Annotated in this window: 28 protein-coding genes; 8 read left to right on the top strand and 20 right to left on the bottom strand. The window is 64.6% G+C overall.

Features of this window, described 5'->3' with window-relative positions; translation table 11 throughout:
• Positions 1 to 274 precede the first annotated feature (274 nt).
• From ABIA42_RS27125 to ABIA42_RS27090, 8 genes are all read right to left on the bottom strand, one after another.
• Positions 275 to 697 carry a hypothetical protein gene (locus ABIA42_RS27125; RefSeq protein WP_028176660.1) on the bottom strand — a complete coding sequence of 141 codons (423 nt, stop codon included), beginning with the start codon at positions 695 to 697 and terminating at the stop codon, positions 275 to 277.
• 392 nt (positions 698 to 1,089) lie between these two features.
• On the bottom strand, positions 1,090 to 2,001 hold the full coding sequence (locus ABIA42_RS27120; RefSeq protein ID WP_370119346.1) for a hypothetical protein: 912 nt from the start codon (positions 1,999 to 2,001) through the stop codon (positions 1,090 to 1,092).
• A gap of 260 nt (positions 2,002 to 2,261) precedes the next feature.
• The gene (locus ABIA42_RS27115) at positions 2,262 to 2,702 is read right to left on the bottom strand and encodes a nuclear transport factor 2 family protein (protein ID WP_370119349.1); all 441 of its coding nucleotides are present in this window, start codon (positions 2,700 to 2,702) and stop codon (positions 2,262 to 2,264) included.
• Between the two features lie 232 nt (positions 2,703 to 2,934).
• Positions 2,935 to 3,381: a nuclear transport factor 2 family protein gene (locus tag ABIA42_RS27110; protein ID WP_271532071.1), complete on the bottom strand. Its 447-nt coding sequence runs from the start codon at positions 3,379 to 3,381 to the stop codon at positions 2,935 to 2,937.
• Between the two features lie 369 nt (positions 3,382 to 3,750).
• The gene (gene uvrB, locus ABIA42_RS27105; RefSeq protein WP_370119352.1) at positions 3,751 to 6,726 is read right to left on the bottom strand and encodes an excinuclease ABC subunit UvrB; all 2,976 of its coding nucleotides are present in this window, start codon (positions 6,724 to 6,726) and stop codon (positions 3,751 to 3,753) included.
• 94 nt (positions 6,727 to 6,820) lie between these two features.
• On the bottom strand, positions 6,821 to 7,048 hold the full coding sequence (locus tag ABIA42_RS27100; RefSeq protein WP_028176665.1) for a hypothetical protein: 228 nt from the start codon (positions 7,046 to 7,048) through the stop codon (positions 6,821 to 6,823).
• Positions 7,049 to 7,103: 55 nt separating this feature from the next.
• Complete coding sequence (locus ABIA42_RS27095; RefSeq protein ID WP_028176666.1) at positions 7,104 to 7,328, bottom strand: hypothetical protein; 225 nt, start codon at positions 7,326 to 7,328, stop codon at positions 7,104 to 7,106.
• A 113-nt stretch (positions 7,329 to 7,441) separates the two neighbouring features.
• Positions 7,442 to 8,356, bottom strand: coding sequence for a LysR substrate-binding domain-containing protein (locus ABIA42_RS27090; RefSeq protein ID WP_271532075.1), 915 nt, complete (start codon positions 8,354 to 8,356; stop codon positions 7,442 to 7,444).
• Positions 8,357 to 8,480: 124 nt separating this feature from the next.
• Between ABIA42_RS27090 and ABIA42_RS27085 the strand changes: the two genes are divergently transcribed.
• The 3 genes from ABIA42_RS27085 (at position 8,481) to ABIA42_RS27075 (ending at position 10,307) form a co-directional block, all read left to right on the top strand.
• Positions 8,481 to 9,260, top strand: a complete 780-nt coding sequence (locus ABIA42_RS27085; RefSeq protein WP_370119357.1) for a TSUP family transporter — start codon at positions 8,481 to 8,483, stop codon at positions 9,258 to 9,260.
• Positions 9,257 to 9,487 carry a hypothetical protein gene (locus tag ABIA42_RS27080; protein ID WP_239621247.1) on the top strand — a complete coding sequence of 77 codons (231 nt, stop codon included), beginning with the start codon at positions 9,257 to 9,259 and terminating at the stop codon, positions 9,485 to 9,487. The genes ABIA42_RS27085 and ABIA42_RS27080 overlap by 4 nt, the downstream gene beginning before the upstream one ends.
• 121 nt (positions 9,488 to 9,608) lie before the next feature.
• On the top strand, positions 9,609 to 10,307 hold the full coding sequence (locus ABIA42_RS27075; RefSeq protein WP_370119361.1) for a glutathione S-transferase family protein: 699 nt from the start codon (positions 9,609 to 9,611) through the stop codon (positions 10,305 to 10,307).
• Positions 10,308 to 10,455: 148 nt separating this feature from the next.
• On the opposite strand, the gene ABIA42_RS27070 is transcribed toward ABIA42_RS27075, so the two are convergent.
• The gene (locus ABIA42_RS27070; RefSeq protein ID WP_370119364.1) at positions 10,456 to 10,656 is read right to left on the bottom strand and encodes a cysteine-rich CWC family protein; all 201 of its coding nucleotides are present in this window, start codon (positions 10,654 to 10,656) and stop codon (positions 10,456 to 10,458) included.
• 113 nt (positions 10,657 to 10,769) lie between these two features.
• Between ABIA42_RS27070 and ABIA42_RS27065 the strand changes: the two genes are divergently transcribed.
• The 3 genes from ABIA42_RS27065 to ABIA42_RS27055 all read left to right on the top strand — a co-directional run bounded on the left by ABIA42_RS27065 (position 10,770) and on the right by ABIA42_RS27055 (position 13,966).
• A complete protein-coding gene (locus ABIA42_RS27065) occupies positions 10,770 to 12,281 on the top strand; it encodes a DUF1800 domain-containing protein (RefSeq protein ID WP_370119367.1) in 1,512 nt (503 codons plus the stop codon).
• Between the two features lie 2 nt (positions 12,282 to 12,283).
• Positions 12,284 to 13,501: a DUF1501 domain-containing protein gene (locus ABIA42_RS27060; protein ID WP_370119370.1), complete on the top strand. Its 1,218-nt coding sequence runs from the start codon at positions 12,284 to 12,286 to the stop codon at positions 13,499 to 13,501.
• Between the two features lie 141 nt (positions 13,502 to 13,642).
• Positions 13,643 to 13,966: an antibiotic biosynthesis monooxygenase gene (locus ABIA42_RS27055; protein WP_024340421.1), complete on the top strand. Its 324-nt coding sequence runs from the start codon at positions 13,643 to 13,645 to the stop codon at positions 13,964 to 13,966.
• Positions 13,967 to 13,979: 13 nt separating this feature from the next.
• Here the strand turns inward: ABIA42_RS27055 and ABIA42_RS27050 are convergent, their stop codons facing one another.
• From ABIA42_RS27050 to ABIA42_RS27025, 6 genes are all read right to left on the bottom strand, one after another.
• Positions 13,980 to 14,921 carry an aldo/keto reductase gene (locus tag ABIA42_RS27050; protein WP_370119373.1) on the bottom strand — a complete coding sequence of 314 codons (942 nt, stop codon included), beginning with the start codon at positions 14,919 to 14,921 and terminating at the stop codon, positions 13,980 to 13,982.
• Positions 14,922 to 15,178: 257 nt separating this feature from the next.
• Complete coding sequence (locus tag ABIA42_RS27045; protein ID WP_370119376.1) at positions 15,179 to 15,634, bottom strand: N-acetyltransferase family protein; 456 nt, start codon at positions 15,632 to 15,634, stop codon at positions 15,179 to 15,181.
• 72 nt (positions 15,635 to 15,706) lie between these two features.
• Positions 15,707 to 16,519: a PAS-domain containing protein gene (locus ABIA42_RS27040; RefSeq protein ID WP_370119379.1), complete on the bottom strand. Its 813-nt coding sequence runs from the start codon at positions 16,517 to 16,519 to the stop codon at positions 15,707 to 15,709.
• A 128-nt stretch (positions 16,520 to 16,647) separates the two neighbouring features.
• On the bottom strand, positions 16,648 to 16,806 hold the full coding sequence (locus ABIA42_RS27035) for a hypothetical protein (RefSeq protein WP_370119382.1): 159 nt from the start codon (positions 16,804 to 16,806) through the stop codon (positions 16,648 to 16,650).
• 73 nt (positions 16,807 to 16,879) lie between these two features.
• Positions 16,880 to 17,056, bottom strand: a complete 177-nt coding sequence (locus ABIA42_RS27030; protein WP_162832045.1) for a hypothetical protein — start codon at positions 17,054 to 17,056, stop codon at positions 16,880 to 16,882.
• A 155-nt stretch (positions 17,057 to 17,211) separates the two neighbouring features.
• Positions 17,212 to 17,862 carry a glutathione S-transferase family protein gene (locus ABIA42_RS27025; protein WP_194391563.1) on the bottom strand — a complete coding sequence of 217 codons (651 nt, stop codon included), beginning with the start codon at positions 17,860 to 17,862 and terminating at the stop codon, positions 17,212 to 17,214.
• Between the two features lie 664 nt (positions 17,863 to 18,526).
• Here ABIA42_RS27025 and ABIA42_RS27020 point away from each other — a divergent pair.
• Both ABIA42_RS27020 and ABIA42_RS27015 read left to right on the top strand, forming a co-directional pair.
• A complete protein-coding gene (locus ABIA42_RS27020; RefSeq protein WP_370119385.1) occupies positions 18,527 to 19,729 on the top strand; it encodes a pyridoxal phosphate-dependent aminotransferase in 1,203 nt (400 codons plus the stop codon).
• 175 nt (positions 19,730 to 19,904) lie between these two features.
• The gene (locus ABIA42_RS27015) at positions 19,905 to 20,384 is read left to right on the top strand and encodes a DUF992 domain-containing protein (RefSeq protein ID WP_370119388.1); all 480 of its coding nucleotides are present in this window, start codon (positions 19,905 to 19,907) and stop codon (positions 20,382 to 20,384) included.
• On the opposite strand, the gene ABIA42_RS27010 is transcribed toward ABIA42_RS27015, so the two are convergent.
• Genes ABIA42_RS27010 through ABIA42_RS26990 form a run of 5 tightly spaced genes read right to left on the bottom strand, consistent with a single transcriptional unit; the run spans position 20,381 to position 25,560 of the window.
• The gene (locus tag ABIA42_RS27010) at positions 20,381 to 21,541 is read right to left on the bottom strand and encodes a hypothetical protein (protein ID WP_370143671.1); all 1,161 of its coding nucleotides are present in this window, start codon (positions 21,539 to 21,541) and stop codon (positions 20,381 to 20,383) included. The two genes, ABIA42_RS27015 and ABIA42_RS27010, sit on opposite strands and share 4 nt — an antisense overlap.
• Positions 21,510 to 22,937 carry an MBOAT family protein gene (locus ABIA42_RS27005; RefSeq protein WP_370119402.1) on the bottom strand — a complete coding sequence of 476 codons (1,428 nt, stop codon included), beginning with the start codon at positions 22,935 to 22,937 and terminating at the stop codon, positions 21,510 to 21,512. Before ABIA42_RS27005 ends, ABIA42_RS27010 begins: the two co-directional genes overlap by 32 nt.
• A gap of 3 nt (positions 22,938 to 22,940) precedes the next feature.
• Complete coding sequence (locus ABIA42_RS27000) at positions 22,941 to 23,180, bottom strand: acyl carrier protein (RefSeq protein ID WP_370119404.1); 240 nt, start codon at positions 23,178 to 23,180, stop codon at positions 22,941 to 22,943.
• Complete coding sequence (locus ABIA42_RS26995; protein WP_370143670.1) at positions 23,180 to 24,967, bottom strand: HAD-IIIC family phosphatase; 1,788 nt, start codon at positions 24,965 to 24,967, stop codon at positions 23,180 to 23,182. Before ABIA42_RS26995 ends, ABIA42_RS27000 begins: the two co-directional genes overlap by 1 nt.
• A gap of 29 nt (positions 24,968 to 24,996) precedes the next feature.
• A complete protein-coding gene (locus ABIA42_RS26990) occupies positions 24,997 to 25,560 on the bottom strand; it encodes a MaoC/PaaZ C-terminal domain-containing protein (protein ID WP_370119410.1) in 564 nt (187 codons plus the stop codon).
• Positions 25,561 to 25,637: the final 77 nt, after the last annotated feature.

The raw sequence follows: 25,637 nt of genomic DNA, 5'->3' as shown, positions 1-25,637 counted from the left end.
AGGGTTCAAAGGTGGGGCTGTGTCGGGCCGCGTGACCGCGTGTTCACTGCCGCGCTGCCGTCCTTCGCAGCAACACCCTCCACTGTCATGCCCCGGCTTGACCGGGGCATCCAGTACGCCGCGGCCTCTCGGCTCTTGCCTCACCGTCCCGGAGTACTGGATCGCCCGATCAAGTCGGGCGAGGACACCTTCGTTGGGGAGATCGCACCCCCTGAATCAAACCGCCGCGCTCCCTTCCGGGAACGCGGCGGGCAATGATGCGTCGGTCGAGCGATCAGCTGTTGCGCAGGCCGTCGGCGGCGCGCTTCCACTGCGCGACGTTGTCGGCGATCATGCGGGTCGACTTCATTGCGGCCTGGCTGAGCTGGGCGTAGCCGGAGATCTCGCGCTGGACGCGCTGGCCTTCGGCGTGGAGCAGGTCGCGCAGGCTCTCGAGCTCGGAGATCAAGTTCTCGATCTCGGCGAGCGACGTGCCGGCGACGCGCTGGATCAGCGAGTTGACGTTGTTGACGGTGGCTTCCGCGCTCGGGTCGAGCGGCGGCGCGTCCGTGGTGGTCGCGGCCGGGCGGCGCAGATAGGCGATGTCGTTGCGGACGAAATCGCGGATGCCGGCTTCGACCTCGGTCACGGCGGCGAGGTTGGTGTCGACCGTCTCGGTCTCGGTGGCTTCGATCTTTTCGGGACGGGTGGCGTTCATCGTTGTTCCCCTGTTCGCGTTGAGCGCAGCGCGAGTGTCCCCCGCACGACGACGTCTGTGAGGCTCCCCCATCTGTGCGTCCGAATTTGGCCGCAAATGGGCCGAGATGCGGCAAGGCCGGACGATTCAGGGGTTTTGCCGTGGCGCATGGTTAGGAGAGTATGAACGCTGTCGCGGTGATGGCCCTCTCCCCGCAGGCGGCAGGGAATCGCATTTGAATTTTGCAGAGGTCGTCATGCCCGGGCTTGTCCCGGGCATCCACGTTCTTTGTGCTGCGTGGAACGGCGTGGATGGCCGGGACAAGCCCGGCCATGACGCCGTGGACACAGTCGGTGCCCATAGCCACGTCTAATGTGCGATAGCCCTGCCGCACGTGGGGAGAGGCGAAGGGCTCACCAGCTCTTCTTGAACCCTGCCGTCAGGCTCTTGTTGATCGTGCCTTGCGCGGTCTCGCCGACCGAGCCGGAGACGGTGACGTTGTCGAACAGCTTCTGCTCGGCCCCGAATTTGCGCAGCCATTTGTCGTCGGTGGTCGACAGCGTCTGGCCGGCGGTGATGCTGGTGCCGGTGTCGGTGAGGGTGACCTTGGCGGTCTGGTCGGTCTCGTAATTGCGCGTGACATGTCCGCCGATGCCGGGGACTGCGGTGGTGCCCTGCTGGTTGACGCTGTAGCCGTTCTGCAGCGTCAGCGAGGTGTCGCCCGACAGCGGCACCGACTTGGTCAGCGATGCCCCGATCTTGCTGTGCTCGGCGCCGGGATCGACCCGGGCTTCCACGGCGGTCTTGTCCCAGAGCGAGCCCGCGCCCGGCGCGGTCGCCGCAGCCCAGGCGCTGCCGGAGGATTGCGGCAGGCTGCCGCCATTGGTGGCCTTCTGCGCCAGCAGTTCGGACATCGTCCGCGGCTCGCTCGTCACCGTCATGTCGGCGCCGATCCGCGTATCCCAGAACGAGGACACGGACTGCTTCACGGTCACTGCCGAGGAGCCGTTTGCGTTGGGGTTCGAGGACCAGTCCAGGCCGTCCCTGGCTGCGGCCTGGGCGCGCTTCTTGGCGGCCATGGGGTCGATACCGGTCCCGGCATCGACCGCGAGCTGGCTCCAGTCGAGCTTGTCGACGTCGATGCCCTTGAGCACGTCCGGGTCGTTGACGTCGGGGGTCTCGGCGGCCTCGGTCTCGGCCTCCTCGTCGGGCACGGCTGCGACCGGCGGAATGATCTGCGCCGAGACCGTCAGCACCGAGCCCAGAACGAATGCGGCCGCCAGCACCGGCAGCCTGGTCCAGCCAAACCCTGTCGAGAATTCCATCGTCCTGCCCGCGAACCCCAGCGCATGCCTCCCGATGATATACATCGGCGTTCAGCCATGCGCCATTCCGCTCACAGGATGCTGATCCATCGTTGCGGAATTGTGGCGGTTCTCCAAGGGGACGCGAACCAACGGGCCGCGCGAACCGCGCGCGCCCGACGACGAGCTCTTGATGCGACGGCATCCGGCGGGGCTGGAGGCCAGGACGTCGCGGTAGCCTTGTCATCGGTCCCGACAAGCGGGGCCCGTTGGCGTCCCCCTCAGCCGACGCTGGTCATCTTCGGCAGATGAATGGCGCGGCCGAGTGCCTGCTCGACCAGATCGAAGGTGTCGATCAGCACGCGCATGCTGACGAGCTTGCCCGCCCTGAACTGGGCGAACTGCGCCACGCGCAAGCTGATCGGCTTGTTGGAATCCAGTGCGGTCAGTGAATAGCGCAGCATCGAGGCGGCGGAATCGACGCCGAGCATGATGCTCTCGCGGTCGAAGCGGCGAACGTGGAAATTGTCGGCGAACTGGCGGATGACGTCGAGCACGGCCTCCTTGCCCTGGCGCGCGCCGAGGAACGGAAACATGTCGATCGGGCCGTAGAGCGCCCATTCGACGTCCTCGTCGATAAGCGTCTCGATGTCCTCGAAATGCCGGTCGTTGATCGCGCGGTGCAACGCGCGCGAGAAACGCCAGAGACTGTGCTCTGTCATTTTGGGCAGTCCTGAAGCTGGCTTGCGAAAGAAACGGAAAACAACCCCACGCACAGTTCGGTGCCGGGGTTCAACTCGTTTGTATACGAATAAAATAAGCGGTTTCGGCCAAAACGCAATTCACATTTTTGCAATGCACCATTGAACGGATTTTGTGAGATTTACAACAGAACCCCGTAATCTTCCGGGTCCGTACGCGAGCCGACGCGGGTTCCAGGCGAGGGGAGAAGCATCAATCCCCCCGCGCCCCCGTGATCAGCGGCCCGATCTCCCGCTCCAGCACCTGCTGCACCAGGTCGTAGGAATCGATGATCTCGCGGATCTCCGCCACCAGCCCGCCGCGGAAGGTGTAGAACACCGCCATGTCGAACTGCACGATGCGGTCGTTGCTGCGCTTCCTGAAATAGGTGTGCATGTAGGTCGCGACCGCCTCGCCTTCGGCGAGGATGTGCGGCGCCTTGTAGCGGATTTCCGAATAGCGCGACCAGACCGTCTGCCAGAGCTCGCGCAGCTCTTGCTTGCCGTGGCGCGGCACCATGTGCGGCAGCACGTCGGTCGGCGCGTGGGTGAGGAAGTCGACGTCGTCGGTGCAGCAGGACAGCGCCGTCTCGATATCCCCGCGCGCGAAGGCGTCGAGCAGATGCAGCACGCGTTGGCGATTCAGCTTCTCGACCGTCATCCCGCCCGTCCTCGTTTGGCCCCGTGCCGTCGCGCAACGCCAACGCGCGTCTCGCGCCCCGGCAATCCGCAAAGTCACGGGGATGTTGCAGACGATATGACGCGCGAGCGCCATGCCTGGTTCATGGCGTGCAATTGCGGGTTGAATTGCGGTATGCAGGAATTCCCGCCCGTCCGGTTGCGTGGCGCGCATGGCGCAATGCGCAACGTCACGGCGGCGCAGGCGCATGGAACCGCGACGTGGAGTATCGATCCACGAAATCGCTCGGCAGAGCCAGATCAACGGGCAGGGAAGCTCTAACTCCCTGTCATTCCGGGGCGCGCGAAGCAGCGGGCCCGGAATCCATAGCCACCACTCGCACGGTTGCGCCTACCTCTTCTTCCACCCGCCCCGTCGCCCCGGCATCCCGCCCGTCGACTTCGGCGCCGGCCCGAACTCCGGACCGGACTGCCTCGAGTCCGTCGGCTGGATGATGCGGCTGGTGCTGCCGAACGGCTTTGACGGGAGCGCGCGACCCTCGCGGTAGGGCAGGGATTCCGGGCCGTGCATCTCGTCGAGATGCGGCTTGTGCACTTTCGAGCCGCTGCCGCCGCCGCTGGCTTTCAGCGCGGAGCTTACGGTCTTCTTTTTCATCGCGCTGACCGGCAAATTCGCGGCGTCGCCGTACTTCTTCGCTCCCGCATAGGCGCCGGCCTTGCCCTGCACGGTGCGCTGCTTGGCGGTGGGGTCGTCGACCACGGCGAGCTCGGTCGCGCGCAGGCGCTTGACTTCGTCGCGCAGGCGGGCGGCTTCCTCGAAGTTCAGGTCGGCCGCGGCCTCGCGCATGCGGGTTTCGAGATCGGCGAGCACGGCCTCGAAATTGTGGCCGATCGAGATGACGTCGTCGGTCATGTCGTGGCCGCCGACCTCGACCAGCACGTGGTCGCGCTCGTAGACCGAGTTGAGGATGTCGCCGATCTGCTTCTTCACGCTCTCCGGCGTGATGCCGTTGGCGGTGTTGTACTCGACCTGCTTCTCGCGGCGGCGGTTGGTCTCGGCGATGGCGCGCTCCATCGAGCCGGTCATCTGGTCGGCATAGAGGATCACCTTGCCGTCGACGTTGCGCGCGGCGCGGCCGATGGTCTGAATCAAGGACGTTTCACTGCGCAAAAAACCTTCCTTGTCGGCGTCGAGGATCGCGACCAGGGCACATTCGGGAATGTCGAGGCCTTCGCGCAGCAGGTTGATGCCGACCAGCGCGTCGAACGCGCCGAGGCGCAGGTCGCGGATGATCTCGATGCGCTCGATGGTGTCGATGTCCGAGTGCATGTAGCGGACGCGGATGCCCTGCTCATGCAGGTATTCGGTGAGGTCCTCCGCCATGCGCTTGGTGAGCACCGTGATCAGCGAACGATAGCCGGCCTGCGCGGTGGCGCGCACCTCGCCGACGAGATCGTCGACCTGGGTACGGGCCGGGCGGATGTCGACGGGCGGATCGATCAGCCCGGTGGGGCGAATGACCTGCTCGACGAAGACGCCGCCGCTCTCATTCAGCTCCCAGCTGCCGGGCGTGGCGGAGACGGCGACGGTCTGCGGCCGCATCATGTCCCACTCCTCGAAGCGCAAGGGGCGGTTGTCCATGCAGGAGGGCAGGCGGAAGCCGTATTCCGCCAGCGTCGCCTTGCGGCGGAAGTCGCCGCGGAACATGGCGCCGATCTGCGGGATGGTGACGTGGCTCTCGTCGGCGAAGATCAGCGCGTTGTCGGGGACGTATTCGAACAGCGTCGGCGGCGGCTCGCCGGGACGGCGTCCCGTGAGGTAGCGCGAATAGTTCTCGATGCCGGCGCAGCTTCCCGTGGCCTCCATCATCTCGAGGTCGAAGGTGGTGCGCTGCTCCAGCCGCTGCGCCTCGAGCAGGCGCCCCTGGTCGTGCAGCTGGTCGAGCCGCTGCTTCAGCTCCGACTTGATCGACTTGATCGCCTGCACCAGCGTCGGGCGCGGCGTCACATAGTGCGAATTGGCGTACATCTTGATGAATTCGAGCTCGTCCTGCTTGTGGCCGGTGAGCGGGTCGAACTCCTCGATGGTCTCGATGGTGTCGCCGAACAGGTTCACGCGCCAGGCGCGGTCTTCATAGTGCGCCGGGAAGATGTCGATGACGTCGCCGCGGACACGGAAGGTGCCGCGGGTGAAATCGGCCTGGGTTCGCTTGTACTGGAGCGCGACGAGGTCGGCGATCAGCTGGCGCTGGTCGATGCGCTCGCCCTTCTTCAGCGCGAACGTCATCGCGGTGTAGGTCTCGACCGAACCGATACCGTAGATGCAGGACACCGACGCCACGATGATGACGTCGTCGCGTTCGAGCAGCGCGCGCGTCGCCGAGTGGCGCATGCGGTCGATCTGCTCGTTGATGGAGGAGTCCTTCTCGATATAGGTGTCGGTGCGCGGAACGTAGGCTTCCGGCTGGTAATAGTCGTAGTACGAGACGAAGTACTCGACCGCGTTGTCCGGGAAAAAGTTCTTGAACTCGCCGTAGAGCTGGGCGGCGAGCGTCTTGTTCGGCGCGAGGATCAGGGCCGGGCGCTGCGTCGCCTCGATCACCTTGGCCATGGTGTAGGTCTTGCCCGAGCCGGTGACGCCGAGCAGCACCTGGCTGCGGTCGTTGCGATTGATGCCCTCGACCAGCTCGGCGATCGCGGTCGGCTGGTCGCCCTTGGGCTCGTAGGACGACTTGATCTCGAAGCGCACGCCGCCTTCGGACTTCTCCGGGCGCGGCGGTCGGTGCGGCGTCCACACCTTCATGGAGCCGTCGCCCTTGCGGAACTCCGGCCGGCCCTCGCGGATCAACGACTCCAGCGCATCCGCTGTGGCCTTGACGCCGAGCGCCTCCATCTTGCTGCGCGGCGGGCGGGCCAGCGCTTCAGCATCGTCCTCCTCGGTGGGAAGGCCGAGCTGCCGGGCCAGTTCCGGATCGAGCGTCGGGATCGTGGCAGCCGTGCCGTAATTGGCCTGCGGCGCCTCGTCCAATCCTGCAAGCTCACTGGACTCACGGGCGCCCGGCGGCTGCGGATTGGGCCGCAGCGGCATCGGCCGCGCGGCATCCTGCGGGAACTCCTTCGGCGTCGAAGCGCGCGCGCGATGCGCGGCGGCCTCGCCCCCGGCGCGGCGGTCGCGCGAATTGTCCGGCGGCGGCTGCAGCCCGGTGCCCGACCCCAGGCCCGCATCGCCGCGATTGATCGCGGGATTGAGCAGCTCGGCCAGCGCCGGCCCGATCGGCTGCACGTCGGGGCGGTGAGCCTTCGAGTTCGGAGCCTTGGTCTTGGGGGATTTGCCGGACTTTTTGGAGGATGCAGGTTTCTTCGCCATCAGCCGAATATGGGACGAGTCCGCCCCGCAATAAAGGGCGAATGGCCGCCTCCATGCAGGCTGCTGACAGCAGGTTGGCAGCAGGCCGGGACCTTCAGGCCGCCGGCAGCGGCCCGCCGTCGTCTTCGGCCGGGACATGCGGTTCGAGGATGTCGAGATGGATGCCGCCGCAATCGCTGCAGCGCATGGTCCAGTACTCGCATCCGGCGCGGCCGGCGATCACGCGGAGCACCGCGAGATCGCCGTCGCATTCCGGGCAGTTGGACAGCACCGCGCGGGTGTAGATCCGCGGCCGCGCTGCGTCGGTTTCGATGATGGACATGACCGGTGTTCCCCCCTGCGCGCTTTTTCTCTGGTCCGCCCGCGGACCCGCTGGGCTATTCGTCGTCGCCTTCGGCCCGCCGGCGGAAGCGATCGATGTGGTGCTTGGCATCGGCGATCGCCGCATCGGGATCGGGCCAGGCGAAGCCGACTTCCATGGCAGGAAACAGCACGCCGTCGATGGCTACCGGGCTGAAATCGGCCCGGCGGATCCGCGCGTGCCACAGCCCCTTGCCAGCTTCGAAGGATTCGATGTCAAAGCCGTCGTAAAGGGTCGTCATGAGTGTAGGTCCCACTTTTTTTCGGAGGGTCAGGGGACCACGATTGCGGGTTTCAGAATGTGAAGCGGTTCACAAGCCACGCGGTTTTTTTGCTCAAGCTTGTCGAAAAGACTTCAGTTCCGCGCGCCGGCGCGGCCGATCCGGCGGGGGCGGGCGGCGGGTTCCGAGGCCGCGCGCATGATCCAGCGGCGGAAGGCGGCAAAGTCGCGCTGCTCGGTTTGAAAGCTGCGATAGAGCAGGTACCAGCGCATTCCCTTGGGCACCGAGAGGTCGAATGGCGCCACCAGCCGGCCGGCGGCGAGATCGTCGTCGATATAGGGGCGGATGCCCATGGCGATGCCGAGCCCGTCGGCAGCGGCCTGCAGTGCCTGGCCGTAGAACTGGAACTCGGGCCCACGCGCGTTGATCCGCGCGACGCCCGCGGCCTTCAGCCAGATCGGCCAGTCCTCGGCGGAGTGCGCGACGCGGATCAGGCTCGGTCCCTTCAGGTCGGCCGGGCGCTTCAGCCCACCCGCGAGGCGTGGCACGCAGACCGGCGTAAGGTCGCCGGCAAACAGCGGCTCGGCGACGAGGCCGGGCCAGTCGCCGGTGCCGAGCTTGATGCCGCAGCTCCAGTCCTCGCCGAACGGCACCGACGCGCCGCCGGTGGTGAAGCGCACCTCGATGTCGGGCTCCTCGCTGCGAAACTCCGACAGGCGCGGGATCAGCCAGCGCATCGCAAAGGTGTGGCCGACGCCGATGGTGAGCACGCGCACGCTCGAGGGCGCCGTCACCTGCGCGGTGAGGCTCGCCAGCGCATCGAAGATCGGGGTCAGCCCGCTCTGATAGGCGCGGCCGGCCTGCGTCAGCACCAGGCGGTTGGCCTTGCGCTCGAACAACGCGACGCCGAGCCGTTCTTCGAGCAGATGCACCATGCGGCTGACGGCGGCCGCCGACACGCTCAGCTCCAGCCCGGCCGCAGCAAAGCTGCCGGTCCGCGCCGCCGCCTCGAACGCCTTGATGCCGTTGAGAAACAGCAACCGCCGCAAATTGACCGACCCTCAGGAAAGCTGATGCCAGGCCAAGATAACTCAGTTTGCGGAGAAGGGGCAAGCGAGGCACGTTCACCTTAGCAGCCTGCGTCCCTGACCCGAGAACTTGGAGATCCTGCGCGTGACGCCCCTCATGATCGCGGCCCTCGGATTGCTGATGGTCGGCACCGCGTTCCTGTCGGGGCTGTTCGGCATGGCGGGCGGGCTGATCCTGATCGGCGTGCTCCTGGCCCTGATGCCGTTGCCGACCGCGATGGTGCTGCATGCGATCACGCAGATGGCCTCGAACGGCTGGCGCGCTTTCCTGTGGCGGGCGCATATCCGCTGGCGACCGGTCGCGAATTATCTGGTCGGCTGCGCGGTCGCGCTCGCGGCCTGGTCGCTCACCCGCTACGTGCCGGACAAGCCGGTCGCGCTGCTGATGCTGGGTGTCACGCCGTTCATGGCGCGGCTCTTGCCGGCGAACATCAAGCCCGATCCCGACCGTCTCTGGCAGGGCACGGTCTATGGCACGATCTGCATGGGCCTGATGCTGATGACCGGCGTCTCCGGCCCGCTGCTCGACACCTTCTTCCTCGGCGGCAATTTCGGCCGGCGCGAGAAGGTCGCCACCAAGGCGATGTGCCAGCTCGTCAGCCATTTCACCAAGCTCCTCTATTTCGGCGGCATCATCGACCAGGCCGCGAGCCTCGATCCCGTGCTCGCCGGCGTCGCGATTGCAGCCTCGATGCTCGGCACCACGCTGGCGCGGCGCATCCTCGAAGCCATGACCGACCAGCAATTCCTGGCATGGTCGAACAAGCTGATCACCACCATTGCCTGCTACTACATCGCCTATGGCGGCTGGCTCCTGGTTCGTACCCCGGTGCTGGCCGCTTTCGACAAGGGAGGTTTGCAATGAGCTGCAACGCCGATCCGCTGGTGCTGGACTTCGTCGAATGGGTCGCGCGCGAGCCGCGCGCCTATGCCGAGGTGATCGCGACCTGGAAAACCTCGTGCCCGCGCCTCACCATCTGGGAAGACGCCGCGGATCGCGGCTACGTCGCCCGCGAGACGATAGCCGGCGTGGGGCTGGTCATCGCGGTGACGGAGGACGGCGAGAGATTGCTGCGCACGAACGGGCGGTGATCTCTCCACATCGTCATTGCGAGCGCCAGCGAAGCAATCCAGAATGCGTCCGCGGCGGCAGTCTGGATGCTTCGTCGCAAGGGCTCCTCGCAATGACGGAGCAAGAGGAGGCTGCCAGCCCATGTCACTCAAACTCTACGAACTCGTTGGCACCGACGCCTCTCGTCCCTTCAGCCCGTATTGCTGGCGCACGCGGATGGCGCTGGCGCACAAGGGGCTGTCGGCGGAGTCACTGCCCTGGCGCTTCACCGAGAAGAGTGCGATCGCGCCGCACGGCTCGGAGAAGGTGCCGGTGCTGTTGCACGACGACAAGCCCGTGGTCGATTCCTGGACCATCGCGAATTATCTGGAAGACAATTTTCCGGATCGTCCGTCGTTGTTCGGCGGCGAGGGCGGCCGCGCCATGGCGCGCATGATCAATGCCTTCGGCGACATCGCCATCGTCGGCGGTATCTTTCCGCTGATCGTCGCCGATATCCCGAACAACCTTGCCGAGGTCGACGCCGCCTATTTCCGCAAGTCGCGTGAGGCGCGCTTCGGCGGCAAGAGCCTGGAAGAGGTGATGGCGAGCCGCGACACCGGTGTCGTCGCGTTCCGCAAGTCGCTGGAGGTGATGCGGCAGGCCTTGAAGAAACAGCCCTATCTCGGCGGCACCGCTCCGAACTACGCCGACTATATCGTGTTCGGCGGTTTTCAATGGGCGCGCGTGGTGAGCCCGTTCAAGCTGCTGGAGGCGGACGATCCGGTCTATGCTTGGCGCGAAAGACTGCTCGACGCGTTCGATGGAATGGCGCGGACATCGCCGGGCTTTGCGGTGTAGGGCACACTCTTTCCACTGTCGTCCCCGCGCACGCGGGGACCCATACCGCGTGATCTATCGGTTGCCGATGGTCGCCAAACTTCTTCCTGGGGTTATGGGTCCCCGCGTGCGCGGGGACGACACTGGCGTGTGTCGCGCGCTCTCGCATCTAACGAGCAGCGCTCGCCGCCGCCGCCTTGCGCAAACACTCCCGGCACAGACAATCCTCGCCCGCAAGCGGCATCGGCAGTTTTGCCGTCTCCTCCGCGCACCAGCACGTGCCCGAGAGGTCGCAGCCGAACTCGGTGCCGCAGCGGGAGCAGGCGAGGCGGCGTGGTTCCTGCAACGCGGATTCTTTCGGATTTGTCATGATCTACGCCGAAGCTTCGCCGACATTTTCATGTCGGGTTCATCTGTCGCTGCGGTATATTACGCGCCGCGCACGCATCAGGAAAGCGGCTTCAACGCGCCAAGGACAGACCGATGGCCCGCGATACGCAAGCTGCCCTCGTCGCGCTCAACCGCTTTGGCTTCGGCGCCCGCGGCGGCGCGTCGGGCGATCTCATCAACGCAAGCTCCGACCCGCGCGGCTTCGTGAAGGCCGAGCTTGCGCGTCCCAACGGCGTGCTGCTGGAAGCGCCGGGACTGCAATCGACGCCGCAACTCGGGCAGGCCGTCTTTGCCTATCAGGACCAGGTCAAGCAGGCGCGCGAGGCGGCGAAGGCCGCCGCGCCCGCTGAGACGCCGCCGGCCGCGCCGACCGAACGGAACGCCGGGCTCCGCCGCAATCCCTCGCTGAATGCGGCGGCGACGGAGATCGCAGGCCGGATGGCGGAGGCGAAGCCGGCGGACAATGCGGCAAAGCCGGCGTCGCAGCCGCTCAACGTGATCCAGAAGACGTTTCGCGCCGAGGCGCTGGCGCGGTTGCAGCGCGCGACGCTGGCCGAGTGCGGCTTCACCGAGCGCCTCGTCGCGTTCTGGTCCAACCATTTCTGCATCTCCGCCAGCAAGGGCGAGCTGGCGCGGATCTGGGCCGGTGCGTTCGAGCGCGAGGCGATCAGGCCGCACGTGCTCGGGCGCTTCGCCGACATGCTGAGGGCGGTCGAGCAGCATCCCGCGATGCTGTTCTTTCTCGACAACCAGCAATCGCTCGGACCGGATTCGCGCGCCGGGCAGAATCGCAAGCGCGGGCTGAACGAAAATCTAGCGCGCGAGATCATGGAGCTGCATACGCTCGGCGTCGGCGGCGGCTACACGCAAGGCGACGTCACCTCGCTCGCGCGCATCATCACCGGCTGGACCTTTGCCGGCCGGCAGGGGCAGCTAGGGTCCCCCGGCTCCTTCGTCTTCAACGTCAATGCGCATCAGCCCGGGCCGCAAGTCCTGCTCGGCAAGAGTTACGAAGCCACCGGGCTCGCACAGGGCGAAGCCGCGCTCGTCGACCTCGCGCGGCATCCGTCGACCGCGAATTTCATCGCCACCAAATTCGTTCGTCACTTCGTCGCAGATGATCCGCCGCTGGCGCTGGTTGCGCGCCTGCGTGACGTCTTCGTCAAGACCGACGGCGATCTCGAGGCGCTTGCCGTGGCGCTGGTCGATTCCGATGAAGCGTGGAAGGCGCCGCCGACCAAGATGCGCTCGCCTTACGATTTCCTGGTCGCGAGCGGCCGGCTGCTCGCGCAGGTGCCGGAGGACCCTGGCCGCTATCTCAACGGCCTCAACCTGCTCGGTCAGCCGCTATGGTCGCCGCCCGGCCCCAACGGCTTTCCCGACACCAATGCCGCCTGGGCCGCGCCTGAAGGCATCAAGCTCAGGCTGGACATCGCGGCGCAAATCGGCGCGCGGCTCGGCAACAACGTCGATCCGCTCGACCTCCTGGGGTTCGCAGCCGCCGATGCAGCCTCGACCGAGACGCGGCGGACGATCGAGCGTGCGGAGTCGCGACAGCAGGCGCTGGCGCTGCTGTTGATGTCGCCGGAAATGCAGAGGAGATGAAGATGATCGACTGCGTCGAGAACCGGCTCCTCACCTCGCGCCGCGGCCTGCTGCTCGGCGGCGCCTCCTTTGCAGCCTGGGCTTACCTGCCGAAATTCGCCCGCGCCGCCGATGGGCGCGATCCGCGATTGATCGTGGTGATCCTGCGCGGCGCGCTCGACGGTCTCTCGACCGTCGGGCCGATCGGCGACCCTGACTATGCCGGCCTGCACGGCTCGATCACGCTCACCGCCGATGGTGCCCATCCTGCGATCATGCTCGATTCCTTCTTCGCGCTGCATCCGGCGATGCCGGAATTTGCGCGCATGTATCGCGACAGGCATGCTGCGGTGATCCACGCGGTGGCGACGCCCTACCGCGACCGCTCGCATTTCGACGGCCAGGACGTGCTCGAAAGCGGCTATGCCGGCCCGGGCCGCGTGCAGTCCGGCTGGCTCAACCGCGCGCTGGAAGCGCTGCCGCGCGGCGAGCGCGTGTCGAGCGGTCTCGCCGTCGGGCCGACCACGCCGCTGGTGCTGCGTGGCAACGCGCCCACCGTCGGCTGGGCGCCGGTGGCGCTGCCGCAGGCGGATGACGACACCGCGATGCGCCTCATGGAGCTCTACCGTCACCGCGATCCCGCACTGGCCTCGGCGTTGTCGCAAGGCCTCCAACTCGACAAGGTCGCAGCTGGCGCAGATATGAAGGCGAAGGGCGGCAACGCCGTCGCGCAGATGCGGCAGGTCGCGCGCGGCGCGGCGAAGCTGATGGCGGCCGATGACGGCCCGCGCATCGCCGCGCTCGCCTTCGACGGCTGGGACACGCATGCCAATGAAGGCGGCCCTGTGGGGCGTCTCGCCTTCCTGCTCGGCGGCCTCGACGGCGCGCTCGCCGAGTTCGAAAGCGGCCTGGGGGATCGCTGGCGCGAGACCGTCGTCGTCGTCGCCACCGAGTTCGGCCGCACCGCGCGCATCAACGGCACCGACGGCACCGATCACGGCACGGGAACGATTGCGCTGCTCGCCGGCGGCGCGGTGAAAGGCGGCCGCGTCATCGCGGACTGGCCTGGCCTCAAGCTCGCCAACCTGTATGAGGGCCGCGACCTCAAGCCGACGACGGACCTGCGTTCCGTGATCAAGGGCGTGCTGCAGGACCGGTTCGGCCTGTCCGATCGCGTGCTGGCGGAGACGGTGTTTCCGGACAGCGCGGGAGCAAGGCCGATGAAGGGGCTGGTTGTCTAAGTCGTCATTCCGGGGCGCGCGTCAGCGCGAACCCGGAATCCATTCCTCACCGCGTTCTGCCGCAAAATGGATTCCGGGCCCGCGCCTTGCGGCGCGTCCCGGATGACGACATGATGATCCGAGCATCAGGAGAGACCATCCATGTACATCGCCATGAACCGCTTCCGCGTCGCCAAGGGCTCCGAGGCTGCTTTCGAGCAGGTCTGGCTTTCGCGCGACACCCATCTCGACAAGGTGCCGGGCTTCGTCGAATTCCATCTGCTGAGGGGCCCCGAGCTCGAGGACCACACGCTCTACGCCTCCCACACCGTGTGGGCGAACCACGCCGCGTTCGAGGCCTGGACCAAGTCGGAGGCGTTTCGCGCGGCACATCACAAGGCGGGAGACAACAAGCCGCTTTATCTCGGCCATCCCCAGTTCGAGGGCTTCGAGGTGGTGCAGACGGTCGGGCGCGGCGCGAAGTAGCGGGCCGCAGCGCTCAGCCCAGAGTGATCTTGTCGATCTCCACCATCTCATCCACGGTGAGTTTCCAGGCGATCGCCGTCACGTTCTCCTCGATCTGCTCGACGCGCGTGGCGCCTGCGATCACGCTCGACACCTGCGGGCGCGCGGCGAGCCAGGAGAAGGCGAGTTCCAGCATCGAACGGCCGTGCGCCTTGGCGAAGGCCTGGAGCTTCTCGACCATGTCCTCGTTGCGCGGCGTGACGTAACGGTCGCGCAGCGCCGGCGCCTTGGCAAAGCGCGTGTCGGCGGGCGCCGCCGTGCCGCGCTGGTACTTGCCCGTCAGCAGGCCGCTCGCGAGCGGGAAGAACGGCAGCAGGCCGAGCCTGTACTCTTGCGCAGCCGGCAGCAGGTCCTTCTCGATGTCGCGAACCAGCAATGAGTATTCGTCCTGGCAGGAGACGAAGCGGCTGACATTCATCGCGCGTGCGGTGAACTCGGCTTCCGCGATCCGCCAGGCCGGGAAGTTGGAGTTGCCGATGTAGCGCACCTTGCCTTGCCGGATGAGATCGTCGAGCGCACGCAACGTCTCCTCCATCGGCGTCAGCGGATCGTAATCGTGCTGCTGGTAGAGGTCGATGTAGTCGGTCTTGAGCCGCCTCAGGCTCGCCTCGACCGCATCCATGATGTAGCGGCGCGAGGCGCCCTGCCTGGTGCCGTCGGTCGCCATCGGCTTGGCATATTTGGTGGCGAGCACGATGTCCTTGCGGCGATCGCCGAGCACGGTGCCGAGCACCGTCTCCGAGCCGCCCATCCCGGCATAGATGTCGGCGGTGTCGAACAGCGTGACGCCGAGATCGAGCGCGCGATGGATCACCTTGCGCGAGGTCTCCAGATCCGTGCGCTGGCCGAAATTGTTGCAGCCGAGGCCGACCGCAGACACGCGAAGGCCGGAGGCGCCGAGATTGCGAATTTCCATGGGAGATCCTGTCAGATGAGCAGCGGCGCATTGTGACCACCGTGCGCCGCATCAGCAAGCTGATGCCTGCGCTGCTGCCATGCAGACGATCCCGGACAAAAAAATGCGGCCCCTGTCAGACGCGGCGACTGACGGGGACCGCTTTGGGGCGCTTGATCGGTGACGGGGGGCCTGACCAGACGCAGCCGCAGCCTAGTCTCGCTGTGTTACGCGCGGGTGACAGGCGGAGTTATCCACAGGGATCAAGGGCGCAGGACTCAGAAGATCTTGCGATAGACGATGAAGCCGGACCGCTCCGCGACCTTGTCGTACAGGCGCTGCGCCGTGAGATTGGTCTCGTGCGTCTGCCAGTAGACGCGCGGCGATCCCCCGAGCTTTGCCCGCTCATAGACGCCATGGATCAGCGCCGAGGCGACGCCCTTGCCGCGCGCGGATTCGAGCGTGAACAGATCCTGCAAATAGCAGGACGGCTCGATCGCGGTGGTGCTGCGATGAAACAGATAATGCGTCAGCCCGAGCAGGCGTCCGTCGTCCTCGGCGACCAGCGCGTGCATCGGCTCATAAGCATCGAAGAAGCGCTGCCACGTCATCTTCGTAATTTCGGGCGCCAGGGCGGTCGGGCCCGAGCGGCCGTAGAAGGCATTGTAGCCGTCCCACAGCGGCAGCCATTGATCGTAGTCCTGCCTCGTGACGGCGCGAATGGTGAGCGACATGTGAAATTCCCGCGATCGATGAAGCGTCCTTCATACGTGATGGTCGCACTGCCGATCAATCGCGCCGTTGCATTACTCCGCGACGCGCAGGTAGCGGGTCAGCTTGCGGTTTGCGGGGTCGCGCAGCGAGCGGTAGTAGTCGGCGCGTGATGGCTCGTCGGTGTGGCGCACGAGGTCGGTCACCGGGGTGTAGCTCAGCATGCGTCCACCGTCGGGCAGCGCGGTGCAGACGAAGCGCAGCACCTCGCCGCTGCGCAATTTGATGTTGATCGGCGTGGCATCGCCGACCCGCACCATCTCCATGCGTCGCGCGATGAAGGTGCCGAGCTCGTCCTCCGGCAGCTCGAACGCGCCGGTGTCGCGGCCGTGATACATCAGCGCGATGAAGGGCGGCTTGCTTTCGGCGATCTGGTCGGGCACTGCAAAATAATCGCGGAACGCGCGGTTGATGAATTCGGCCCGGGTCTCGGCATCGAGCAGCACGATGCCGATATCGACCTGGTCGAGCGCGGCCGACAGCCGCGCGGCCGTGGCATGGCTCCGGCGCTCGGCCGCGACCGTGCCGAGCAGCCGCTCGCGCATCAGGCCGGTGATGCCGGCGGTGCCGACGGCCGTGACGGTCAGGAGACCGAGCCGGACCAGATCGGCGGCGCCATAGCCGGAAACGCCGTGGCGGTTGAGGAAGAACAGCGCCGCGCCGATCACTGCGACAACGGCGGTCGTCATGGCGGAGGCGAGACCCGCGAGCGCGCCGGCGAGAGCCACGATGCAGACCAACAGCGGCGCGGGCGAGGGGGTAGGGAAAAGGCGATCGAGCAGCATTGCCAGCAGCAGGGCCGCTGCCGTCAGCGCCGGACCGGAGATCGCGCGCCATCCGAACCGCATGGACCAGTCTCGCTCCTCACGAACGAGGTCAGGCCGCAACACTGACTGATTGTTGCGCGACAGCGATGCGGTTTCGCGCGGCGTGCTTAAGGCGCGCCTGCGTGCAAGCCTAAAGCTTTCGGATGATTTTAGACCATGTGCGCGTGCTTGACGCGCTGTTGCAGTGCGGGCGCATTCAGCGTCGACGTCCCCACGCCCTTGCGCGTGCCGACGATGATCAGCAGCGACGCCGCGACCAGGATGGCCGCGGTCAGGGTGATTGCAACGACTAGCACAGGTGATTTCATCGACGTCCTGTCGCGATGCCGGTCGGCGCGGGCCGCACGGCGCCCTGAAGGCAGGTCCAGGATGAAACGGGAATCAGACCGGCAGGCCCATCGCCATGGTCGCCTTGGTCGACAGCACCGTCAGGGTGACGATCAGGCACAGCGAGAGCGCGGCGACGGCGAGCGAGGCCGCGACCGCATGGGTGAGCCGGGAAGACGCGACGGTAGCGGATGGGCTCTGAAAGCCTGCCGTGCCGGACGCCCGCATCATGGTCTAAATCCTTCAACACGCGAGCGAATCACCCGCGACTTTCCGGAATTTCCCAGTTTCAACCGGCAATATTGCGGCGGCTATCGCGCCAAAAATGGCTAGATTGCGGCAAAGTGGCCGTTGTGCCCGCTATTCCGCCCGAGCGCGGCGCGCCGTCAGGCGCCCGCCGCGATGCTGGCGGGGTCGTCGATGTCGGCCGGGCGCCAGTCCATGGTCACGAAGCCGGGCGCGGCTTCGACGCGCTCGAGCCAGTCCCGGATCGCCGGGAAGGTGGAAAGATCGAAGTCGCAGCGGTCGGCGAGGTGGGTGTAGCCGTACAGCGCGATGTCGGCGACGGTGAGCTGGCGCGCGGCGAAATAGGCGTTGGTCTTGAGATGGTTCTCCATCACCTGGAGCGCGCCATAGCCGCGCTCCATCCAGTCCTCCAGCGAATGGGTCTGGAGATCGCGGCCGCCCTTGACCAGCGACAGCCAGAAATAGGCGGCGCCGATGTTCGGCTCGAGCGCGTGCTGCTCGAAGAACATCCATTGCAGCGCCTCGGCGCGGTCGATGCGGTTTTCCGGCGCGAGCGGCGTGCCGACGGCGACGTACCAGAGGATGGCATTGGACTCGGCGAGATAGCGGCCCTCGCCGACTTCGAGCAGCGGCACCTGTCCCGACGGGTTCTTGCTCAGAAAGTCCGGCGTGCGGCTCTCGCCGCGCAGGATGTCCACCTCCACCGCTTCGTAAGGCAGGTTGAGCAGCGCCAGCGCAAGGCGGACCTTGTAGCTGTTGCCCGAGCGTTGCATCGAATAGAGCTTGTACATTCTGCAGTTCGAATCCGAGGACGTGAAGACGCGGCAATCGTTGCTCCCGCGAGGCGGCTAAACAATGATGCCGATGCGAATCCGCCGCAAGAGCCGGCCGATAGAAAAACTCGAAAACCCTGCCGCACTGCAATGCTGCGGAAGATCATTTCCGCGCGACGATGCACTTCAGTTCACACTTGCGTCAACGCGCGGGACGTATTTCCGCGCATCGTCGCGAGACGTTCGGCGATTTCGTTAAGCACTGAAGATTCCACACCGTCATGGCCGGGCTTCGTCCCGGCCATCCACGTCTTGCCACGCGGTGCGAAGGACGTGAATGCCGGGACCTCGCTAAGCCAAGCTTTGCCGAGGCTGCTCAGTGTCCGGGGCTGCTCAGGGTTGAGCCGGCGAAGCGTCAGAAGACCGCAAGCCGGGCATGACGACCTCCTGGCGAGCACCCAAATTGCTCCGAGGACAAGCCTTGCCGGTTATGAGCGGTTTCGGCGGCAAAGTTGCGGAATATTGCGGTGAATCATGCCCTCGAACCCGCGTGAATCCGCAAACTTTTCCGAGATCGGGCCGAAGTTTTCTTGCGGCGCAGCGGCACACGTTTTAGGGTGGCCCATTCCCACAATCAGGGTCGTGAGGCGAAAGGCTTCACGACGCTCGCCAGGAGATGATGATGTCCTTCCTTGCCGCTGCGCTCGACCGTGTGAAGCCGTCCGCGACCATCGCGGTCACGGATAAAGCACGCGCGCTGAAAGCGGCTGGCCGCAACGTCATCGGCCTGGGCGCCGGCGAGCCCGACTTCGACACGCCCGCCAACATCAAGCTGGCGGCGATCCACGCCATCGAGGCCGGCAAGACCAAGTACACCGCGGTCGACGGCATCCCCGAGCTGAAGGAAGCCATCATCGCCAAGTTTCAGCGCGAGAACGGCGTCGCCTACAAGCCGAACCAGATCATCGTCGGCACCGGCGGCAAGCAGGTGCTCTACAACGCGCTGATGGCGACCATCAATCCGGGCGACGAGGTGATCATTCCCGCGCCCTATTGGGTCAGCTATCCCGAGATGGTCGCGCTCGCCGGCGGCGAGCCGGTGCCGGTGGTATGCACCGCCGCGACCGGCTTCAAGCTCCAGGCAGACGCGCTCGAGCGTGCGATCACGCCGAAGACCAAATGGGTCATCCTGTGCTCGCCGTCGAACCCGACGGGAGCTGCCTACACGCGTTCGGAACTGAAAGCGCTCACCGACGTGCTGGTGAAGCATCCCCATGTCTGGGTGATGACCGACGACATGTACGAGCATCTCGTCTACGACGACTTCCAGTTCACCACCGTCGCGCAGGTCGAGCCTGGTCTCTACGACCGCACGCTCACCGTGAACGGCGTCTCCAAGGCCTATTGCATGACCGGCTGGCGTATCGGCTATGCCGGCGGTCCGGCGCATCTCATCAAGGCGATGGCGACGATCCAGTCGCAATCGACCTCGAACCCGTGCTCGATCGCGCAGTGGGCCTCGGTCGAGGCGCTGAACGGTCCTCAGGAGTTCATTCCTGCCAACAACAAGGTCTTCAAGGAGCGCCGTGACCTCGTCGTCTCCATGCTCAACCAGGCGAGCGGCATCGAGTGCCCACGGCCCGAAGGCGCGTTCTACGTCTATCCGTCCTGCGCCGGCACCATCGGCAAGAAAGCGCCGTCGGGCAATGTGATCTCCAACGACGAGCAGTTCGTCACAGAGCTCCTGGAGACCGAAGGCGTCGCCGTGGTGCAGGGTTCGGCCTTCGGCCTGGGACCTGCGTTCCGCATCTCCTACGCGACCAAGACCTCGGATCTCGAAGACGCCTGCAAGCGCATCCAGCGCTTCTGCGGGAATCTACGCTGAGACTCTGCCGCGACGAGACATCGAAAAGGCCCGCCTCTGGCGGGCCTTTTTAGTTGTTTGCACGCTTATCCTCGTGCGCGATCTGGCACCACCACGGCTGTTGTGGCATAGACCATCACGCAACACGGGTGGGGCGCTCTCTCTGCTCGCATCACATCATCGCCGGAGACATTTCATGCGCCGTTCATTCCTCCTCGCAGGGCTCACCGCCGCCAGCCTCCTTGCCTCCGTAGCGAACGGTGGCGCGCAGCAGCGGATGGCGCGGGTCGGCGTGCTCGAGTGCCGCGGCGGCGCCAGTGTCGGCTTCATCGTGGGATCGGTGACCCATCTCGGCTGTGTGCTGCGCGCCGACGGCTTGCCCGACGACCGCTACGTCGCGACCATCCGCAAGGTCGGCCTCGACATCGGCATCACCCAGGAGACGGCCCTGGCCTGGGGCGTGTTCGCACCGGTCGACCGGCTCGGCCCCGGCGACCTCTCCGGCAACTACGCGGGCGCGCAGGGCAGCGCCTCGGTCGGTGTCGGACTTGGCGGCAACGTGCTGGTCGGCGGCTCCAACAACTCGATCGCGCTCCAGCCGCTCAGCGTGCAGGGCCAGGTCGGCCTCAACATCGCCGCCGGCCTAGAAAGCCTGGAACTGCGTCCGGGGCGTTAGTTCGCGGGCCACTTGTCTCGATAGACCTCTAGCCGAGTAGCGTGTTTCAGTCTTTCCTGAAGGTCGTGAGCATCGATGTCTGGAAACAGAGCGCGAAATCTCTCGTCGGTTAGCATCGAAAGCAGCATCCTAATGTAAGCCGGTTCGCTCGGATGGTAGGGATCGGCAAATTCATCCGGTTGGCCACCAAAACTCTCCAGTTCGCTGAAATCAAAATAGAGCACGCCCTGCTTTCGGATCCATTCCTGCGTTTCCGCCGATCGGAACTGTTTCCACGCCCCGTAATGCGATGATCGCTCTATGGTGTCGCGCACCTTGGGGATGTACGGCATGGTCACCCCTACCAGCGCGATGCCTTTCTGCCTTGCCAACTCGGTGAAGCGTTCGAAGTCCCGGAGAATAGAACTGTCGAGATGCTGGGCGGGAACGAGAGGCCATTGCTTTCCTGCCTCGATTGCAGAAACGCTGGCCGTTCCGTCATCCAACGCGCGAGATCCGTAATTGTAGGATCCGTCAAGGCGAAATCCAGAGCCCGTCTGTATCGCCGATAGACCCAATGCGGGGGTGCCATTGTGAGAGGGCCAGGGAAAACGGCGGGTGCGTACCAGCTCGTCGAATACGCCGTGGATAATGCGGATCTGTTCAGGTGTCGCCCAGCCGCCTATCTCGCCGCGGGATTGAGGTATGTAGGTTGTTTCGAATGCGGGAACGAAAGGGAAATAGTCGATCGAGAAAATGATAATGCGAGGGCTGAAGTCACCGAATTCCTCGAGCATGCGAGCGAAGTCACGGACCACAAAAGCCGCGTTTGCAGCATTGTAAAACGGTGTAGGATGGAACATAGCGCTGCGCCACTGATTTGCGCGTGAGGACCCCATCGCCACCGCCTCCGGTTTCCTCTGGAGAACCGCATCGACCTTCAATCGGTATGAATGATCCGAAAGCTTCGGGAGAAATATAAAGGGCATTCCGCTGCTTTGCAGCCATGCGACAGTGCTGACTGGCAGCAGTTCGCCGCACACAAAAGGGATTCCTAGTCCGGGAACTACGATTGCGGCTAACGGCAACAGGAACATGACCAGCCGCAAGACGAAGCGCTTGGGCGAGTTAGCTCCAGTGAGGGCACTAAAATTTGAAATAGATGAACTGCTGGACATTCGAAGACGCCTGTAGAACGTGCTCGATCGTTGCGGCGACGATGCACACAACGCCGGCGTAATAGCCTGACCAGCGGAGCCAAACGGGGAAGCGCTTGGCATCCTTGGCCCATGTGACCAGGAGGTCGTATGCGACCACTGTCGCGATGACGATCAGGGGCTTCGTCAGCGCGACCGTTCGGACGCCCTCAGCCCCGGTGACGAGCGCCTTGTAGATCCAAAGCGCTTCCCTCAGGCCGCTGGCGCGAAACAGGATGAACGTCAGGGTGACGATCAGGAAGGTCGTCGTGGCACGCAGCACCAGCAACACCGGTAGTGGAACGCGGGATCGCCAGAATCGATCGCGCCGGGCAAAGGTGAGCGTCGAAAAGGCGACGAGGACACCGTGGATCAAGCCGAAAACGGCGAAGTTGAATCCGGCGCCGTGCCAGATGCCGACCAACACGAACGTAAAGACCAGTGCGCCAGCAAGACCATACTTCCCCCAACGCCTCGCCTGGAACTGCAATGGCATGAAAACATAGTCGCGAAACCAGGAGGACAGGCTGATGTGCCAGCGCCGCCAGTAGTCGGGCAGATTCTGGCTAAGCCAGGGTTGCATGAAATTGATCGTGAGTTCGATACCCAGCAGGCGGGCACTTCCGATCGCGATCAATGAGTAGCCGGCGAAATCTGCGTAGACCTGAAATGAAAAATAGATGGTGGCGAGCGCCAGGTCGACGGCCCCGTGATTGCGGGGCGCCGAATAGACGGCGTCAACATAAGGTGCCAGCGTATCGGCGACGACGATCTTGAGGAACAGGCCGGTGAGGATGGCGCGCAGGCCGGTAACCGCGCGTTCGTAGTTGAACACGCCGAGATTTCCGAGTTGCGGCAGCAAATGCCGGGCGCGCTCGATCGGACCGGCAGTCAAATGCGGGAAGAAAAACATCACTGCGCCGAATCGGATTGCGTTCCTTTCGGCCGGCTGGCTTCCGACAAAAACGTCAATGACGTATCCGGCTGCGAGAAACGAATAGAACGAGATGCCGATCGGCAGGATGACGTTGGCCATCGTCGACCATCGGACCGCCAGATCGCCGTCGGGTGGCAGCAGATGATAGGCGGTTGCTGCGTACTTGAAGAACAGCAGCGGCAGGAGGGTCGCCGTCAGGAGCGCCGCAAACAGCATACCCCGCGCCCGGCCCTCGGGCACGCGAGACAGGACGAGTCCGGAGAAATAGGCCAGCGTGGCGACTGCGACCAGCACGTACCACGTGCCAGGATTGAGGCTGACATAGAAGAGCAGGCTGATGAAGGCCGTCGCGAGCAGGCGTGGCGCGCCCTGCGGAATGGCGTGCACGATCAGCGTCACAATTCCAAGAACCAGCAGGTAACGCAGATCGCTGAACGCCATTGGCTACGCCGGGAGCTTCCCGCGCAAGCAGTCCATCATCTCACCGACGTTCTGGAAGCCCATCACCTCGCGGGTGCTGAACTTCACCTTGAAGGTTTCCTCGAGCGTCATGATCAGGGTGATGTGATTCAGCGAATCCCAACCGACGACGTCCTTTGCCTGCATCTCCCGATAGATGTTCAAGCCCGGATTGTCGAACACCTCGCGAAAGACGTTCTGTACGCGTGTTTCAAAATCGCTCATTATGATTGTGGCTCTGGTTCGTGAATGATGATCGGGATGGACTGGAGCTGGTATTGGGCGAGATCCAGCGAATAGAGGCGCGTTGTCCCTTCTTCGCCGGCCGCAGCGAAACCTTGCTGCGGATAGAGATTTTCGACGATGCCGTTCTTCGTGGTCGGGCTGTAGCGCCCGACCAGCCTGCGGCAGCCCAGCTCCCGGGCCTTTTCGGCCATAAGCTGAACCGTCAGGTCCTCGACGCGGCGTCCAAGCACGCGGCAACTCATGATCCACGTGTCGACCACGGCATCGGTGCCCGACTTCCTCAAGATCACCGTCGCGATGATGCCGTTGTCGCCGAGCCGGTCGGCCAGGCGGATGCAGAAAGCCGCGACGTCTCGATCAGCGGCAAGCTGGCGCAGATCGGCCTCGCTGTGCCGGATCGTCGTGAGGTTGAATTGGTTGCTCCGCTGGACAAGCTGAAGGACACGGGGCAGCGCGTAGCTGTCGAACGGCAGGACATGCGCCTCCATCCCGAGTTCGGCGATGAAGTCGTCGAGCCCGTGGAACTTCTCTTTGAGCGACTGACGCTGGTCGTCCGCTTGATAATAGGCGAGCCGGGCCAGATCTTCGGCCGTTGCCGACCGGCCTTCGAACAAATTCCAGCGGGCCAGGTCGCTGACAAAGTCGGCGGGATCGGTCGACAGCTCCGGCACCTGCATCGCAGGAAAGGCCGTTCGGATGAGAGATCGCTCGAAAGCGGTGTCGTCGAGGAAGACGAAGCTGTCCAGACCAAGGTTCAACTTTTCCCGGATCGCGAGAATATTGCTGGCCTTGTCGCCGAAATTGGCGACGACGGTCGCGAAATCATCCCAACGCAAGATCATGTCTGGATGATTTTTCAGGACGTCCGTTACGTTCGCCTGGTCGTTCTTGCTGCAGACCGCCAGCAGGACGCCGCGAGACTTCAGTTCGAGCAGAGCGATCTGGAAGCGCTGGAAAGCAAGCCCCAGTTCAGTCTGCCCAACCTCGATCCGATCCGCGCCGTCCTCAGCCAGAATGCCTCCCCACATCGTATTGTCGAGATCGACGATCACGCATTTGATGCCAGCGCCGCGCTCCACCAGTATGGTATCGCTGACGTTCTTAACCAGTGAAGGAATGAAGGACGGGGACAATGCCTGCTTCGCCTGGCACCAGAGCCGCTCGTCGAGCCAATGGCGCTTGCCGTGGTAGCTGGCCTGAAACTCGGTGTCGACGATCTTCACTCCATGCTCGGAAGCGGCGTCGAGAAGGCTTTGGTTGATCCGGGCTACGGTCGACGTCAAAGTCTCGCGCTCACTCGCAGTGCGGTTGCCGAACGGACGATTGAGCGGAACCACGAAATTGTGCTGAACCAGGATGGCGTTACTGCGCGACCTTATCTGCCTCCACAGCTCGACGATCTCGCTGCTGACATTATCCGCGAAGGCGGCCTTGCCGGCACTTCGCGCAAAGCGGTGGTAGAGTGCCTGCGTTGCCGTGAACAGGATGACCACTTCCGGCTCGAAGCGATAGAGTTCGCTCGCCGGGTTGAGTATCTCCTGGCGTATCGTATCGAACTCGGCCTCGTAGATCTCCGGCCACCAACCCCTCAATTTCAAGGTGGCGGCGAGTGCCTGTCCGTAATGTTGGGTGGCCGCATCTCCGAGGAGCGCAATCCGCAAGCTCGGCTGCCGGTCCTTTCGTTCGACGCGCCGGCCAAGCGAAATCAACCGATGGAACGGCAAGTCAGCCAGTTCCCAGGCTTGCGGCAAGTTGAGCGAGTCCATTTCGTCAGGTTCCAGTGAGAGCGTGACTGTCAGTGGGGAGCTGCGACCAGTCTTTTCATTTGCAGCGGCTCTGAGTCCAAGATGCGATGCCAGGTCTTGCCCGACGCCAGAACGGTCCCGTTCTCGTCGGTGATCGCAATGTCCAAGACAATCGTCGCCACGGCCTCGCTGATCTGCCTGACCGTCGCAGCGACCGTAACCTCACAGGGCGCGTAGCATGGCTTGCGAAAGGCCATATCAGCCCGTTCGAGGATCGACCAAGCTCCCGGGAACTCCGTTCCGACCAGGCGCGACACCAGGGCCATAAGATAGGCGCCGTGCACGACCACGCCATCGAAGCCCGCGGCCTTAGCGAATTCCGCATCAACGTGCAGAGGAGCACGGTCGCCCGACAACTCGATATATCGTGCCAAGTCTACCAGAGTAATCGGAATCGCCAGGCGATGCGTCTGGCCAATGTGAAATGCCGTCAACATTCGCGGCCGGTCCAGTTGTGTGGCGATGAAGCGATGGAATGTAACTCGGTATTTCCAGATTGTTGCCGGGTGTTGCCAGGTTATTGCCATGAAGTTGGTATGGCAGTCAAAGCCCAACTAAACGTTGGTAAAGTCCTGACGAGCTAAGACGGCCAGATACAACCCGGTGGCAGGCAGCGGGCGTGTGGCCGATT

This window comes from Bradyrhizobium sp. USDA 327 (assembly GCF_041262065.1).
GTDB lineage: Bacteria > Pseudomonadota > Alphaproteobacteria > Rhizobiales > Xanthobacteraceae > Bradyrhizobium > Bradyrhizobium liaoningense.
The sequence above is the reverse complement of the archived record's forward strand: the minus strand, read 5'-3'. Positions and strand labels throughout refer to the sequence as shown.